Consider the following 15,492-nt stretch of genomic DNA (forward strand, 5'->3'; position numbering starts at 1 on the left):
CGTCAGTGCCGGTCGGGCCCCTCCGACCGGGTGGCGTCCTCGCCGAGCCAGTCCTCGATCAGCCGGCGGGCGATGGACGAGGCGGGGGGCAGCACCAGGCTGCCGTCCACCGATCCGGCCCGCACCGCGGCCCGGCTGAACCAGCGGCCCCAGGCCAGCTCCGCCGTGTCGACGATGATCCGGGTCGACGTGGCCCTCGCCCGGAAGCCGAGCATCAGCGACCGCGGGTAGGGCCAGGGCTGGCTCGCCACGTAGCGCACCTCCCCCAGGGTCACGCCCGATTCCTCAAGGATCTCGCGGTGGATCGCCTGCTCGAGGGACTCACCCGTCTCCACGAAGCCGGCCAGGACGGACACCCGTCCGGCGGCCCAGACGGGCTGGTGGGCGAGCAGGATCTCGTCGTCGGCGTTCGTCACGGCGACGATGACGGCCGGGTCGGTCCGCGGCCAGGTGTCGCGCCCGCATTCGGGACAGTGCCGCATCAGGCCGGCCCGCCGCGGCTGGGTGAGCGCTCCACAGGCGCTGCACCGCGGCTCGATCCGGTGCCAGTTGGCCAGCGAGGTGGCACTGAACGCAACATCGGCCTGGGTCCCGGTCAGTCGGTGTCCGATCTCCCGGACGCTCGCCGTCTCGCCCTCGACCTCGTCGACGACCCGACAGAAGACCGGCCGGTCGTCGGCCGTGCCGAGCAGGTGGGTGGTCGCCGGATCACGGTCCCCGGTGGTCGGAAGGTAGCGCAGCGCCGGGCCCGGCCCGACCGGCAGCCGGCCGCCCGGCCCGACCGGCAGCAGCAGCGCCGCCGGCGACTCCCACTGCCGCCGCACCCACGCGGCGTCCTCGCGGTGTTCCTCGCTGCGATCCAGGCCACTCGCGGCCGACCAGTCCATCACGCCGTCAGCCTAGTCGCGGCCCAGCACCGCGGTGAGCCGGGACACATCGGCCACCAGCTCCTCGACACCGGGCAGCTGCTCGACAAGGTCGAACCGGTCCCGGCGCACGTAGTAGAAGCCGGCGGCGACGCGGTCCAGCTCGAGGCCGTACGTCCGTGCCGCGGCGAGCCGGTAGAGCGCCAATTGCAGCGGGTCGGCCGTCCCGCCGCGATGGGTCTTCCAGTCCACGACGAGGAGGTCCGTGGCGCCGCCCGACGGTTGCCGGTAGACGGCGTCGATCCGGCCCCGGACCAGCCGTCCGCCCAAGGTGAGCGCGAACGGCAGCTCGAGGGCGTACGGCTGGCGATCGGCGAACCGCCCGGACTCGAACGCGCGGCACAGCGCGTCGAACTCGGCCAGCATCTCGTCATCGGCCGTGGAGCGCTGCGACCGCCCGACGGCGATCCCCTGCTCCCCCTCGAACTCCACGTCCAGCGTGCCCTGGTGGCGGAACCGGTCCTCCACCCACGCGTGGAACCGGGTGCCGAGCGTCGCCCGGCGCGAGGGCTGCACCGGCATCGGCCGACGCACCTGATCGCGCAGGTCCTCCGGATCGGTCATCCCGCGGACAATCTCCGTGACCGAGAGCCGACCCGGCAGGTCGACGTCCACGGGAGCGTTGCGGGCCCGCAGCCGGGCGAGCAACCGATCACCGTCCCGGCGCCAGCGGGTGGCCAGGGCCGCGACGTCCGCGTCGGTCGGCGGCTCGGGGGCACCACCGGCGGCGAGCGTCGCCCGCCAGTGTTCCACCGCCGTGGCAAGGTCACGGGTGGGCTCCCGGTCGGAGGCGACGTCCGGCACCGCAGCGGCCGTCCGGTCCACATCGAGATACGGGTTGGCGCCCTCTGCTGCCTCCTCGGACGGTTCTCCGAGGACCGTACGGGCGGCCCGGAGGAAGGGCGATTCGGCCCGCTCCCTGACCGTGTCAGGGTGCCACCGGTGGCCCGACACGTGGAGGCGGTGGCGAGCGCGGGACACGGCGACGTAGCCCAGCCGCCGCTCCGCGCCACGGGCGAGCTCCTTGAGCGCACCGCGCATCTCCAGCAGCCCCGCCCGACTCGCCCCGGCCAGTGCCGGCAGCCCGTCGGCGTCCCCGCGCAACTCGAACGGGAGCACGTGTGCGGTGCGGGTCCAGTCCGCCGGCTTCGGGGTGCTGGGGAAGACACCCTCGACGACCGCCGGGAGCAGCACGACGTCCCATTCCAGGCCCTTGGACGCGTGTACCGTCAGCAGGGTGACGGCGTCGCGGGTGGGCGCCGGAGCCTGCTCCATGCCGCGGCCGACCCGCGCCTCGGCCTCGAACCAGGCCAGCAGGCCCGCCAGACCCGCCGAGGCGCGCCGCGAGCCGTACTCCTCCACGGCCTCGACCAGGGCGTCGAGCTGGCGGGAGCCGTCGGGTCCTCGTTCCGCCAGCAGTTCCGGAACGATACCGCTGATCCGGACCACCCGCGCCACCAGCTCTCCCACCGGCTCCCCGGCGTGCGAGCGGAGCCGGGACAGCTCCGCGGAGAGGACGGTGAGTCGTTCCCGGGCCTCGGCGGACAGCCCATCGGGGCCCGGGTCGTCGACGGCATCCAGCAGACAGGGCTCCTGACCTTCGCCGGCCAGGCGCTTTGCCCGGTCCCGGAGCGCGGCAAGGTCACGGTGGCCGAGGCGCCACCGCGGCCCGGCGAGCAGCGTCATCACCGCCAGGTTGTCGGTCACATCGTGGAGGAGCCGCAGGACGGCGATCACCTGGGCGCACTCGGGCAGGGCCAACAGCCCACCCAGCCCGACGAGGACCGACGGGATCCCGGCCTCCTCCAGGGTGCGGTGCAGCACGGCGAGGTCCGCCCGGCGACGCCCGAGGATCGCGATGTCGCCCCAGTCCGTGCCCTGGGTGTGCTCGGCGAGGAGCGTACGCACCACTGCGGCCGCCTCGTCGTCCCAGGTCTCGGCCAGCTGCACGGTGACCGTGCCGGCGCGGCTCCCCTCCGGGCCGACCAGCGCGGCCGGGCAGGCCGGCCCGCCGGTGGCGCGCAGCGGCGCCGAGACCTCGTTGGCGACCTCCAGGATCCGGGTGCCCGAGCGACGGTTCGTCCGGAGGGTGAAGTGCCGGGCCGGGCTGCCGTCAGCTGCCGGGAAGGTGACCGGGAACCCGGCGATCGTGCCGACGGCTGCCCCGCGCCACTCGTAGATCGCCTGCAGGGGATCGCCGACAGCGGTCACCGGGAACCCCCGCCCGGAGGCCGGCTCCGACCCGGAGAACAGGCCCGCGAGCATCGTGGTCTGGGCCGCGCTGGTGTCCTGGTACTCGTCCAGCAGCACGACCCGGTACTCCTCGCGCAGTTGCCGGCCGACACCGGGGACCTCGGTGGCGAGCCGGGCGGCGAGCGCGGTCCGGTCGGCGAATTCGACCACCCCCTCGCGGCCCTTCGCCTCCCACAGGTCACGGACGAAGCCGGCCAGCTCACGCCGGGCCCGGACCACCCCCCGGGCGTCCACGACGTCCTTGTAGGGCTTGCCACCGTGGAGCGGTGCCTCGTCGAGCTCGGCCTCGAATGCTGCACACTGGTCGAGCAGATCCGCCACCGACACGCCGTTCGCGAGCATTTCGCCACTCAGAGCGACCACCCGCTCGACGACGGTGGCCACCGACACGCCGGCGAGTTCCGGCGCCGGCGTCCGCCCCGCCCCGACGACCCGGTCGGCCAGCGCGAACAGTTCCGCGTCGTCCACCAGGCGCAGGTCGCCCTCCACACCCAGGCGCGGGGCGTGCTCGGCGCAGAGCATGCCGGCGAAGGAGTCGTACGTCGCCACGGTGGGGCCACCGTTCTCCCCGTCGGCGTCGAGCAGCCCGGCCGATTCCAGCGAGGTCCCGATCCGGGCGCCCAGCTCACGCGCGGCCTTCCGGGTGAAAGTGAGACCGAGGACCTGATCGGGCCGTACCATCCCGGAGGCCACCAGCCAGACCACCCGGGCCGCCATCACGGTCGTCTTGCCGGTGCCGGCACCGGCGATGATCACACCCGGCTCGAGTGGGGCGGTGATCGCGGCGAGCTGCTCGGGGGAGAACCGGATCCCCACCAGGTCGCAGAGGGCGGGACCGTCGAGCGGTGTCATGCGTGTCCTCCCTTCTGCGGGCAGTCACCGTCGAAGGGGCAGCCGCGGCAATGGCTCCCCCGGCGCGCCTCGAAGTTCTCGTCGCGGATGATCCGTACGGCCTCGGCGACCGCGGCGGAGGCCCAGTCGGGAGCGGCCCCGACGTCCAGCCCGGCTGGGGCGGGGACGTCGTCGAGCGAGGGTTGCCCGAGGGTCACGGCCCGTGGGGTGCCCTCGCCGGCGTCCAGGTAGACGGCGAGGGCGGCTCCCGGACGGTGCAGGGCCCCGCCGGTCACCTCGTCGAACGCGCCGGCCCGCACCGCCAGCTGGTACACCCCGAGCTGACCGAGGGTCTCGACCTCACGGGCGGTGGCCCGGCGGCCCGTCTTGTAGTCCACGACGACCAGCCGGCCGTCGATCGACTCCAGCCGGTCGACGATCCCGTGCAGTTCCACCCGGTCCGTCCGACCGTCTGGCAGATCGACCGCCAGCTCGCAGTGGAACGGCACCTCGACGCCGACCAGTGCACCGGCGGGCCGCTCGGTGTCCCACGCACGCCAGGCCTCCAGCATGCTCCAGGCCCGCTCGCGGCGGGCTTCCTGGCGCCACCGCGGTCCGGTGGCGATGGCGCTCCACGCCTCGTCGAACGCACCCCGCAGCTGCCCGGGGGGGATCTCGCCCTGGCTCGCCCGGCGGGCGAGATCATGGACCAGCGATCCGATCGAAGCGGCTTCGGTGGCCGGAGCGGTCGCACCGGCGCGCCGTTCGAGGAACCAGCGCCGCGGGCAGCGCCGCAGCGCATCGACACCGCTCGGGGACAGCGCCACCGGCGCGTCCGGGGCCACCAGTGGTTCGGCGCGTCGGGTCTGCTCCCGCGCACCCCACCAGGTGCGGGGAGCGGCTGCGGGCACCTGGTCGGACAGTCGGGCCAGCGCGATCGCGGCCTCATCACGGACGAGGGACCCCGCGGCGGGGTCGGCGCCCACCCGGCGCAGCTCGCCCACCAGGGCGGCAGTGGTGGGCACCGGCCCGGTGGCAGGATCGGGCACCGTCGGCTCGAGCCCGAGCTCAGCGACGAAGCGCGACGGTCGCCCGGCCTCCCCGGCCTCCCCGGCCTCGTCGGCGACCGCGGTGACCAGGAGGGTGTCGCGGGCCCGGGAACAGGCCAGGTGGAACAGCCGGCGCTCCTCGGCGAGGACCTCCCCCGGGGTCACCGGCAGGATTGCGCCGTCGGGACCGAGCCGGTCCGTCCCGATCAGGGACCGGCTGGGGCGCGCGGCGGGCCAGACGCCCTCCTGGACCCCCGCGACGATGACCAGGTCCCACTCCCGCCCGCCGCAGCGGTGCGGGGTGAGGACCTCGACAGCGTCCGGCACCAGACGACGGGTCATCCGTGTGTCGACGGCGATCTCCTGGTGGCGCACCTCCTCCAGCAGCTCCAGGGCGCCCGCCCGACCCCGTCGCGCCCCGGCCCGGGCGGCGAAGTCGAACAGGGCCAACACGGCGTCCAGGTCGCGATCCGCCCGGGTGGCGTCGGCGCCCCCGCCGAGCGCGGTCTCCCGGAGCCGTTGCGGCCAGTCGGTGGCGGACCAGGCGGCCCACAGCACCTCCTCGGCACTGCCGGCCGCGTCGATCGCGTCCCGGGTCGTCCTGATCGCCGCCGCCACTTTCTCCAGCCGACGTCGGACCCTGGCCAGCCCCGCCTCCGTGCCCGGTTCGCCGGCTGCGGCGAGGAGGCGCCGGTGGCGACGCAGATCCATCGGGTCGACGGCGCCGAGCGGACCGAGCGCGAGGCGCTCCACCGCCGCGGGGTCCGGCTCCTCTGCGGCGAGTGCGGTCTGGACGACCTCGAGCAGCACCCGGACAGCAGGTTCGTCGATCAGCGGCGTGTCGTCGGCGACCGCCACCGGGATCCCGGCCCGGACCAGGCGTCGTCGCAGCAGGGACTCCTCGGGGCCGCGGGAGCGCACCACGACGGCCAGCCGGTGCCAGGGGATGTGCCCTTCCTCGTGGCCGGTGAACAGAGCACGAGCGACCACCGACGCCTCGTCGCGGGCATCGGTGCACACCACCAGGCGCGCCGCGCCCTGCGCCGACCGGACCGGGGTGGGCCGCCGCCAGTCCGGCAGACCGGCCGGCCGGGGCCGGGTCACCATCGGACGGTGCACCACTGCGGCGAGCCGCCCGCCGTGCCGGTGGTCGTTGCCCAGCACGTGCACCGGTGCGAGCCGACCGAGAAGATCAGCGTGCTGCCCGGGGAACCGGACCACGGCGTCCCCGTCGGCGCCGCGGAAGGAGAAGACCGCCCGGTCCGGGTCGGCCGTCACCACCAGTCCGGCACCCGACGAGGGGGGGACCAGGTCACGCAGCAGTGCCGCATGGGCAGGCACCGCGTCCTGCAGGTCATCGACCAGGACCCGGTCCCAGCGGGACCGCAGTGTCGCGCCGGTCGCCGGGTCGGCCAGCAGGATGCGCACCCGGTGCACGAGTTCGTCGTAGTCGAGCACCCGCTCGGCGTCGAGGACGTCGAGGTACTCCTCGACGAGATGGGCGGCACGCACCCACACCGGCCGACCCTCGGCGCGGCCGAGCCGGGCGACGTCGGCGGGATCGAGACCGAGCTGGCGGGCCCGCGCCACCAGGTCGCGCAGCTCCCGCGTGAACGCCCGGGTGCCGATCGCCTCGCGGACGTCCTCGGGCCAGGGCTCGGCGGAGCCCTCCAGGACCTCTCGCAGGCGCAGTTCCTGCTCCGGGGCGGTCAGCACCCGCCACGGATCCTGGCGGGTGGTCTCGGTCCACAGGGCGTGGCACAGGCCGTGGATGCTGAGCACCGGCACGCTGGCCCCGGTCGCCCCGAGCCGCTCGGCCACCCGCTCGGCGAGGGTCCTGGCGGCACCGCGGGAGAAAGTGAGCAGGAGGACCCGTTCGGGGGCGACACCGTGGTCACGCACATGCGTGACGGCGGCCTCGACCAGAGCGGTGGTCTTGCCGGTGCCGGCGGCCCCGAGTACGAGCAGGGGCCCCTGCCCGTGGTCGGCCACCACCCGCTGGGCAGGGTCGAGGACCGGGCCGGCATCCAGCCGGTGGACACCCTCCGGGCAGATGCCCGCTGCGGTCCCCACGGTCCTCGTCGCTGCGGTCCCGTCCCCCCGTGTCCTTGCAGTCACCTCCGCCGGTGTCACCGCGGTCACGTCCTCTCCTGTCATCGCGTCCACGTTCACCATCCCACCAGAAGGCACTGACATTCCCCGACAGGCCGGCCCGGAGCGGGCCGTGGACCGTCCGGTCTCCGCCGTCAGCGAACGGCTTTCGTCCCCGATCCCCGGCTGTGGCACGGTGGAGGCAGCCACATTCGAACAGAGAGGCACAGCGGTGGAGATCAAGATCGGCGTGAAGCATCTTGCCCGGGAGGTCGTCGTCGACCTCGACCAGACGGCCGAGGCGTTCAAGGAGACCTTCGAGAAGGCGCTGTCCGACGGGTCGGTGCTGTCCCTGACCGATGCGCACGGACGCCAGGTGCTGATCCCGGCCGAGGCGGTCGCGTACGTCGAGATCGGCCAGCCGAATGCGCGTCCGGTCGGCTTCGGCAGTCTCTGAGGATCGCGCGTTTCGGGGCACGCCCGGGTGCTGGGCTAGAATAGGCGCGTGACGAGCCCCGCACCGGGGCGCCACCGTACCTCCCGGGCGTGCCGAGCCGAAGAGCGCGTCCAAGCAGGGCGCCGCACCGTCGTGCGCAGCGCCCGCGACTGCAAAGGCCAGAGCCCTGTCAGACAACACCACAACATTCACCGATCTCGGGATCGACGCCGCTTTCGGGGAAGCCCTCGCGGAACACGGCATCGTGCACCCCTTCCCGATCCAGGAAATGGCCATCCCGATCGCCCTGCAGGGCAGTGACCTGATCGGGCAGGCCCGCACCGGGACGGGCAAGACGCTCGCGTTCGGGCTCCCGCTGCTCCAGCGCATCGATCTCCCGGCCGACCCCGAGGACGGCCACGGCACCAGCCCCCAGGCCCTGGTCATCGCCCCCACGCGGGAGCTGGCGAACCAGGTGGGCAAGGATCTGGTCACCGCCGCGGCCCGGACCACCGCACGGATCCTCACGGTCTACGGCGGCACGCCGTACGAACCGCAGCTCGAAGCCCTTGCTGAGGGCATCGATGTCGTGGTCGGCACGCCCGGACGGCTCCTCGACCTCGCCAACCGTCGGGCACTCGATCTGTCCCGGGTGCGCATCGCCGTCCTGGACGAGGCCGACGAGATGCTCGACCTCGGCTTCCTGCCCGACGTCGAACGGCTGATGTCGAAGACGGCGAAGAATCGCCAGACGCTGATGTTCTCCGCCACGATGCCCGCCCCGATCGTCGCCCTCGCCCGTACGCACCTGCAGTCGCCGGTGAACATCCGGGCCGAGCACCAGGAGGACGTGCAGACCGTCCCCGCCACCCGCCAGTTCATCTATCAGGCGCACCCACTCGACAAGCCCGAGCTCGTGTCCCGGATCCTGCAGGCGAAGGATCGCGACCGGGTGATGATCTTCTGCCGGACGAAGCGCGAGGCCCAGCGGGTGGCCGACAACCTGTGCGAGCGCGGCTTCTCCGCCGCAGCGATCCACGGTGACCGGACACAGGCGGCCCGGGAACAGGCGCTGCACCGGTTCCGTGAGGGACGCATCGACGTCCTGGTGGCCACCGACGTGGCGGCCCGCGGGATCGACGTCACCGGCGTCACCCACGTGATCAACTACGAGTGCCCCGAGGACTCCAGCACGTACGTGCACCGGATCGGCCGCACCGGCCGGGCCGGCGCTGAGGGCATCGCGGTCACTCTGGTCGACTGGGCCGACGTCACCCGGTGGAAGGTGATCAACAAGACCCTCGCCCTCGACCTGCCCGATCCGCAGGAGACCTATTCCACCTCGGACCACCTGTTCAGCGAGCTCGAGATCGACCCGGAGGCCACCGGTCAGGTCGGCCCGCCGCGGCCCACCAGCGGTACGGCCGGCCACAAGGGCGGCAAGTCCTCGGCCAAGGGCGGCCCCACCTCCGGCGGGCACCGTGCCGGGCACCGGTCCCCGAGCCGGTCGGCCGCCGCACGGCACCCCCGCGGCGAGGGACACCCCGACGACACCGGGCGCGGCGTCGAGCCGGCTACCGAGGCGCCCGACACCACGACCGGGGATGCCACGCCGCGGCGTCGTCGGCGTCGCCGCCGGATCCATCGCGAGGGCGAGGGGGCCGGGACGGCTCCCGCTCCCACCGAGTGAGCACCGGATGACCGAGCGCCCCGACCTGCCGATCGAGACGGCCGTCGTCGACCTCGACGACGGCACCTCGCTGGCGCTGCACACCTGCAGCCCGGACGACGAACGGGGGGTGGTCGTCCTCCTGCACGGCATCTTCGGGTCGAAGGAGGACTTCGACACCGTCCTGCCGGCGCTGGCTGCGGAGGGGTTCACCTGCTGCGCACCGGACCTGAGGGGATGCTTCGAGTCCACCTCGCCCGGCCCCTACTCGCTGGAGGTGTTCGCCGAGGACGTAACCGCCCTGGTCGCCGAGATCGGGTCGGACATCCCGGTCCACCTGGTCGGCCAGGGGTTCGGCGGGCTGGTGGCCGAGGAAGCCGCCTTGGCCGAGCCGGACTTCTGGGACTCGGTCACCCTGGTCAGCTCCGGTCCCGGCGGTCTGGGTCGGACCCGCCCGCTGGGCTTCGTGGAGGACGCTCTCGCCGAGGGGCGCCCACTGGTGGAGATCCATCGGGGATTCCTCACGCTGCTCGGCCTGGTGGAGGAGCACCCGGCAGCGTTCATCGAGGAGCGGCTGTCGCGGACCGACCCCCGTGCCGTCACCGCGATGGTCCACGCCGCTGAACACACCCCGGACCGTTCCGCACAGTTGTGCGCGACCGGCATCGACTTCCACGTCGTCTACGGCGAGCACGCCGACACCTGGCCGGTCGCTGCACAGGTGGCGATGGCGCGGAAGCTGGGCGCCGACCCGGTGGTGCTCAAGGGCTGTTCGGACCATCCGGCCGAGGACCGGCCGGAGGCCACCGCCCACGCCCTGGTGCAGAATTTCCTCGAGCTCGACTGACCCGGGCGGCCCGGCTCAGTCGCCTATGTCCGGGCGACCCGGCTCAGTCGCCCATCAGCTCCCGCAACCGGGCGTACTGGTCCGGCGCGGTGGTCTCGCAGCCGAGCGGATTGTGGGTCTTCCCCGTGCCGTGGTAGTCGCTGGAGCCGGTGACCAGCGCCCCGTGGGCCACGGCGTACGCCCGTAGGTCGCGACGGTCCTCGGGCCGGTGCTCGACGTGGTCCACCTCCCAACCCACCGCCCCGGCCGCGAGCAACTCCCCCAGCACGTCCAGCGGCAGCACCCGTCGTGAGTCGCGGCCCCAGGGATGCGCGATGACCGGCACCGCCCCGGCCGCCCGGACCAGCCGGACCGCGGCGAACACATCAGGGGCGTAGCGGTCGACGTAAGCGGGCCCGCCCTCGGCCAGATACCCGGCGAACGCCTCGTCCCGGTCCGCCACGTAGCCCCGTGCCACCAGGGCGTCGGCGACGTGCGGCCGGCCGATCGAGGGGGTGTCGTGCGCCTGGGCGGCGACCTCCGCCTCGGTCAGCGGCATGCCCAGCTCGGCCAGTCGGCGCAGCATCGCCGGGATACGGTCGGCACGTCCCGCCCGGATCCTGGCCAGTTCGGCGACCCAGTCGGGATCGGACCGGTCCCCGCCGTACCCGAGCAGGTGGACCGAGTGCCCCAGGTGCTCGCACGACATCTCCACGCCCGGCACGAATCCCAGTCCGAGACCGGCCGCGGTCCGCGCCGCCTCGGCCAGCCCGTCCCAGGTGTCGTGGTCGGTCAGCGCCACCACCGTCAGTCCGGCCGCTGCGGCGGACCGCACCAGGCCGGCCGGGGAGTCGGTCCCGTCCGACACGGATGAGTGGGTATGCAGGTCGATGCGGCTCGGGACGCTCATGGCACCCATCGTAGGGGGGTGGCACGATGGGTCCCATGCAGATCTCCGCCACCGCGCAGTTCCCCGCTGACCCCGCCCGCGTCTTCGCGATGCAGACGGATCGGGCCTTCCTCGAAGAGGTCTGCCGTACCGGCGGGGCGGTGGCGTTCGAGGTGGAGGCCGACGGCAACCGCACCCGGATGTCGCGCAGCATGCCCTCGCCGGATCTCGCGAGGAAGCTCGTCGGCGAGACGATCACCGTCGTCGAGACGTACGTCTGGGGCGAGCCCGCGGCCGACGGCACCCGGACTGCCGACCTGGTCGTCGACGTGCCGGGTACCCCCGGCCGGATGACCGGTGCCGCCGTCCTCTCCCCCACCACCACCGGCAGCCAGATCGTCGTGTCCGGCGACCTCGTCGTCAAGCTGCCGCTGGTCGGCCGCAAGCTCGAGCAGGCGGCCGCCCCGGCGCTGACCGCCGGTGTCGAGGTGCAGGAGACGGTCGCCCGCAGCTACCTGGCCTGATCGGCCGGCTCAGCCCAGCAGGGCGTCGAGCTCCTCGGGGGCGTACCAGAGCAGGTCGTGCGCGGTCACCAGAGCTGCGGTCCGCTCGGCGAAGGCGTCCGGATCGGCCAGTGCGGCCCGCGCGGCCGCCACGGCCGGCAGGGCCTCGGCCTCGTCGATGAACAGGGCACTGACCTGGGACCAAGCGACGTCCGCGACGCTCACCCGGCCGCTCCCGTCCGGTCCCGCCGCGACGATCTGCTCGGGCCGGGCCCGGACCGCGATCACGAATCGTGGCCCTTCGGCAGCAGCCAGGCCGGCCAGACCGGCGTCGGTCAGCGCCCAGTAGTCGGCCTCCTCCTCGTCGTCGGGCACCGCCGGGTCGAGGTCGCGGCGCCGGGCGTACGCGTCGTCGGCGCTGATCCCCTCGCCGCGGTCGAGCCGTCCGGAGCTGCGGAACTGCGCCGCTGTCCGGGGGTCGGACGGCAGGTAGACGGTCCGGGTGGTGCGTACGCTCGCCATGTCCTCAGGCTACTGCCCGCGCGGTGGGTGTTGTCCGGATGACCCGACGTGTTGTCCGGATGGGCCGGGGTGTTGTCCGGGTCGCGATCTGTCCACAGATGTGTTGTCCGCCCCTTCCGGGCCCGGAACGCAGACGGCACGGTGGACACGTGCTCACCCTACTGCTGCCCGAGACCCGACCGCCCCGCCTCGACCTGTCCGGCCCGCCGGAGCGCCCGTCGCGCCAGGCGGAACTGTTCGATGCCCTGCCCGCCCCGGTGCCGGGGCCCGCGCCGGGCACCCGGCAGGCCCGGATGCTGGCCGGTGCCGGCGAGGCCTGCACCGCCGCCCTGGTCGACGTTCTCGTCGGCCGGCGGGCGCCGCACCAGCTGGCCCGCTGGACCACCGAAGAAGTGCTCACCGATCTGGTCATGCTCGCCCGCGCGGTGCGCCGCCATCCGGTCCGCATGACGTCACCGTACGTCCAGGTCGTCGGCGAGCGGGCCGCGGAGATCGTCGTCCCGTGCCTTCCCCGGCACGGTGACTGGGCCCCGCTCCGGGTGCTGACAGCCCGGGTCGAGCCGTACGCCGAACGCTGGCACTGCTGCCACCTGGGGTGGATCCCCGGCCCGCCCCGGCGGACCGGTCAGGCGGTGGCGTCTCAGGCGGTGGCGTCGACCGCCCCGCCCTTGCGGCCGTGACAGTACTTGAACTTCTTGCCCGAGCCGCAGGGACAGGGCTCGTTGCGCCCCACCCCGGCGTACGGATCCTCGACCGAGGCATTGCGCCCGCGGACGGTGGCCCGCACCTCATTGCTCTGCGCCGCGCGGCCGTCCTCGTCGGGCGCGGAGTAGGCCAGCGGTGCCTCGTGACGCTCGTCGAGACCGGTGGTGCGCGGCGCGCCGGTCGAGGACGAGCCGGCGGAAACCGCCGGGCGCGCCATGGGCCGCCCGGCGGCGGCGCCGACGACGATCGGATTGCCCCGGTCATCGCGGACGATGCCCACCTTGGGCTGGTCGGGCACCTGCACCTCCAGGTTGAACAGGTAGCCGACCACCTCCTCCATGAAGGCGTCCATCATCGCGGTGAACATCTCGGCGCCCTCCCGCTGGTACTCGACCAACGGATCGCGCTGCGCCATCGCGCGCAGGCCGATGCCCTCGCGCAGGTAGTCCATCTCGTAGAGGTGCTCGCGCCACTTGCGGTCCAGCACGGTCAGCAGCACCCGACGCTCGAGCTCACGCATGGTCTCGGCGCCGAGCTGGGCCTCCCGGGCGTCGTACGCCTCGCGGGCGTCGGCCTGGAAGTCCTCCACCAGTTCGGCGGAGGTGAGGTTGACCCCGCGGTAGTCCGCCAGTTCGAGACCGACCGGGTAGAGCGTACGCATCTGCGTCCACAGCGCGTCCAGATCCCAGTCCTCGGCGAACCCGGTCGCGGTGGCCTCGCGGACGTAGCCCTCGACGACCTCGTCGGTGGCGGCGCGCAGCCGCTCGGAGACGTCGGCGCCCTCCAGCACCTTGCGGCGATCGCCGTAGATCGCGTGCCGCTGGCGGTTCATCACGTCGTCGTAGCGCAGCACGTTCTTGCGCATCTCGAAGTTCTGCGACTCGACCTGCTCCTGGGCCTGCCGGATCGACTTCGAGACGCGCTTGTTCTCGATCGGCTGATCGTCGGGGATCTTCAGTGCCTGCATCACCCAGTCGACGATGTCGGACTTGAACAGCCGCATCAGGTCGTCCTCGAGGGACAGATAGAAGCGGGACTCCCCCGGATCACCCTGCCGGCCCGAACGACCACGCAGCTGGTTGTCGATCCGCCGCGACTCGTGCCGTTCGGAGCCCAGCACGTAGAGGCCCCCGAGGGCGACGACCTCCTCGTGCTCCACCTTCGACTGCTCCTCGTACTTCTTCAGTACCTCGGGGTAGTCGGCCTCATACTCGGCGGAGTTCTCCAGCGGGTCGACACCACGGTCCTGGAGCGCCTTGTCGGCCAGGAACTCGGAGTTGCCACCGAGGATGATGTCGGTGCCACGACCGGCCATGTTGGTCGCGACTGTGACGGCGCCCTTGCGGCCCGCCTCCGCAACGATGGCCGCCTCACGCTCGTGGTTCTTCGCGTTCAGCACCTCGTGCGGCACGCCGACCTGCTTGAGCAGCGCCGAGAGCACCTCGGACTTGGCCACCGAGGCGGTGCCGATCAGCACCGGCTGGCCCTTCTCATGACGCTCCGTCACGTCGGTGACGATCGCCCCGAACTTCGCCAGCTCGGTGCGGTAGATCAGGTCCTTCTGGTCCTTGCGGATCAGCGGCCGGTTCGTCGCGATCGGCAGCACCGACAGGCCGTAGATCTTCTGGAACTCCGACTCCTCGGTCTTGGCCGTGCCGGTCATCCCCGCCAGCTTGTCGTACATCCGGAAATAGTTCTGCAGCGTGATCGTCGCCAGGGTCTGGTACTCGTCGCGGACCTCGACCCGCTCCTTGGCCTCGATCGCCTGGTGCAGGCCCTCGTTGTAACGCCGGCCCGGGAGCGTACGGCCGGTGTGCTCGTCGACGATCAGGACCTCGCCGTTCAGCACGACGTAGTCCTTGTCCTTCTTGAACAGTTCCTTGGCCCGGATGGCGTTGTTCAGGTACGAGATCAGCGGCGTGTTGGCCGACTCGTAGAGGTTGTCGATGCCGAGCTCGTCCTCCACCCGGTCGATACCGGGCTCGAGGATCGCCACGGTGCGCTTCTTCTCGTCGACCTCGTAGTCGCGGTCGACGGTCAGCTTCCGGGCCGCCAGCGCCGCGAACACCGGGTACCACTGCCGGTTCTCCTCGGCCGGACCGGAGATGATCAGCGGCGTCCGCGCCTCGTCGACCAGGATCGAGTCGACCTCGTCGACGATCGCGAAATGGTGGCCCCGCTGGACGCAGGCGTCCAGGGAGAGGGCCATGTTGTCGCGCAGGTAGTCGAAGCCGAACTCGTTGTTGGTCCCGTAGGTGATGTCGCAGCGGTAGGCGCGGCGGCGCTCCTCCGGATCCATGTTCGCCAGAATGGTGCCGACCGACAGACCGAGCCAGTGGTGCACCCGGCCCATCCACTCGGCATCGCGCCGGGCGAGGTAGTCGTTCACGGTGACGACATGGACACCCTTGCCGGTCAGCGCGTTGAGGTACACCGGCAGGGTCGAGACCAGCGTCTTGCCCTCACCGGTCTTCATCTCGGCGATGCTGCCCCAGTGCAGCGCCGCGCCGCCCTGGATCTGCACGTCGTAGTGACGCTTGTCCATCACCCGCTTGGCGGCCTCGCGGACGGTCGCGAACGCCTCGGGCATGATGGAGTCGAGCGACTCACCGTTGTCGAGGCGCTGTCGGAAGTCATTGGTCTGGCCCCGCAGCTCGGCATCGTCCATCGCGACGAAGTCCGGCTCGATCAGGTTGACCTTCTCCGAGACGGTCTTGAGCCGGCGAAGGATGCGACCTTCGCCCATGTGCAGGATCTTGTCCAGGACTGCCACGGAATCAGTGCTTTCTCAC

At 72.6% G+C, this 15,492-nt stretch carries 11 protein-coding genes; 5 read left to right on the forward strand and 6 right to left on the reverse strand.

Features of this window, described 5'->3' with window-relative positions:
* Positions 1-2 precede the first annotated feature (2 nt).
* Genes nudC through VB059_RS08035 form a run of 3 tightly spaced genes read right to left on the reverse strand, consistent with a single transcriptional unit; the run spans position 3 to position 7,132 of the window.
* Positions 3-887: an NAD(+) diphosphatase gene (gene nudC / locus VB059_RS08025; protein ID WP_323421520.1), complete on the reverse strand. Its 885-nt coding sequence runs from the start codon at positions 885-887 to the stop codon at positions 3-5.
* A 12-nt stretch (positions 888-899) separates the two neighbouring features.
* A complete protein-coding gene (locus VB059_RS08030; protein WP_323421497.1) occupies positions 900-4,031 on the reverse strand; it encodes an ATP-dependent DNA helicase in 3,132 nt (1,043 codons plus the stop codon).
* Entirely contained in the window at positions 4,028-7,132 is a 3,105-nt protein-coding gene (locus tag VB059_RS08035; RefSeq protein ID WP_323421498.1) for an ATP-dependent DNA helicase, read from the reverse strand. Before VB059_RS08035 ends, VB059_RS08030 begins: the two co-directional genes overlap by 4 nt.
* A 250-nt stretch (positions 7,133-7,382) precedes the next feature.
* Between VB059_RS08035 and VB059_RS08040 the strand changes: the two genes are divergently transcribed.
* From VB059_RS08040 to VB059_RS08050, 3 genes are all read left to right on the forward strand, one after another.
* A complete protein-coding gene (locus VB059_RS08040; protein ID WP_323421499.1) occupies positions 7,383-7,607 on the forward strand; it encodes a DUF3107 domain-containing protein in 225 nt (74 codons plus the stop codon).
* A 166-nt stretch (positions 7,608-7,773) separates the two neighbouring features.
* On the forward strand, positions 7,774-9,276 hold the full coding sequence (locus VB059_RS08045; protein WP_416339524.1) for a DEAD/DEAH box helicase: 1,503 nt from the start codon (positions 7,774-7,776) through the stop codon (positions 9,274-9,276).
* Between the two features lie 7 nt (positions 9,277-9,283).
* Positions 9,284-10,102, forward strand: a complete 819-nt coding sequence (locus tag VB059_RS08050; RefSeq protein WP_323421500.1) for an alpha/beta hydrolase — start codon at positions 9,284-9,286, stop codon at positions 10,100-10,102.
* 43 nt (positions 10,103-10,145) lie between these two features.
* Here VB059_RS08050 and VB059_RS08055 read toward each other — a convergent pair whose 3' ends face one another.
* Positions 10,146-11,000 carry a PHP domain-containing protein gene (locus VB059_RS08055; RefSeq protein WP_323421501.1) on the reverse strand — a complete coding sequence of 285 codons (855 nt, stop codon included), beginning with the start codon at positions 10,998-11,000 and terminating at the stop codon, positions 10,146-10,148.
* Between the two features lie 26 nt (positions 11,001-11,026).
* Between VB059_RS08055 and VB059_RS08060 the strand changes: the two genes are divergently transcribed.
* Positions 11,027-11,494: a DUF2505 domain-containing protein gene (locus VB059_RS08060; RefSeq protein ID WP_323421502.1), complete on the forward strand. Its 468-nt coding sequence runs from the start codon at positions 11,027-11,029 to the stop codon at positions 11,492-11,494.
* Positions 11,495-11,503: 9 nt separating this feature from the next.
* Here VB059_RS08060 and VB059_RS08065 read toward each other — a convergent pair whose 3' ends face one another.
* Positions 11,504-11,995: a DUF6912 family protein gene (locus VB059_RS08065; RefSeq protein ID WP_323421503.1), complete on the reverse strand. Its 492-nt coding sequence runs from the start codon at positions 11,993-11,995 to the stop codon at positions 11,504-11,506.
* A 149-nt stretch (positions 11,996-12,144) separates the two neighbouring features.
* Here VB059_RS08065 and VB059_RS08070 point away from each other — a divergent pair, with 149 nt between their 5' ends.
* Positions 12,145-12,675 carry an Rv3235 family protein gene (locus VB059_RS08070; protein WP_323421504.1) on the forward strand — a complete coding sequence of 177 codons (531 nt, stop codon included), beginning with the start codon at positions 12,145-12,147 and terminating at the stop codon, positions 12,673-12,675.
* Here VB059_RS08070 and secA read toward each other — a convergent pair.
* Positions 12,636-15,446 (reverse strand): preprotein translocase subunit SecA, encoded by a 2,811-nt coding sequence (gene secA, locus VB059_RS08075; RefSeq protein ID WP_416339525.1) that lies wholly within the window; start codon positions 15,444-15,446, stop codon positions 12,636-12,638. The two genes, VB059_RS08070 and secA, sit on opposite strands and share 40 nt — an antisense overlap.
* Between the last annotated feature and the right edge of the window lie 46 nt (positions 15,447-15,492).

This window comes from Raineyella sp., assembly GCF_034933565.1.
In the GTDB taxonomy this organism is placed as follows: Bacteria; Actinomycetota; Actinomycetes; order Propionibacteriales; family Propionibacteriaceae; genus Raineyella.

What these genes read in the sequence shown, in the direction of transcription:
- nudC (WP_323421520.1), bottom strand. Translation starts at nt 887, where the DNA reads ATGGACTGGTCGGCCGCGAGTGGCCTGGATCGCAGCGAGGAACACCGC.
- VB059_RS08030 (WP_323421497.1), bottom strand. Translation starts at nt 4,031, where the DNA reads ATGACACCGCTCGACGGTCCCGCCCTCTGCGACCTGGTGGGGATCCGG.
- VB059_RS08050 (WP_323421500.1), top strand. Translation starts at nt 9,284, where the DNA reads ATGACCGAGCGCCCCGACCTGCCGATCGAGACGGCCGTCGTCGACCTC.
- VB059_RS08055 (WP_323421501.1), bottom strand. Translation starts at nt 11,000, where the DNA reads ATGGGTGCCATGAGCGTCCCGAGCCGCATCGACCTGCATACCCACTCA.
- VB059_RS08060 (WP_323421502.1), top strand. Translation starts at nt 11,027, where the DNA reads ATGCAGATCTCCGCCACCGCGCAGTTCCCCGCTGACCCCGCCCGCGTC.
- VB059_RS08065 (WP_323421503.1), bottom strand. Translation starts at nt 11,995, where the DNA reads ATGGCGAGCGTACGCACCACCCGGACCGTCTACCTGCCGTCCGACCCC.
- secA (WP_416339525.1), bottom strand. Translation starts at nt 15,446, where the DNA reads ATGGGCGAAGGTCGCATCCTTCGCCGGCTCAAGACCGTCTCGGAGAAG.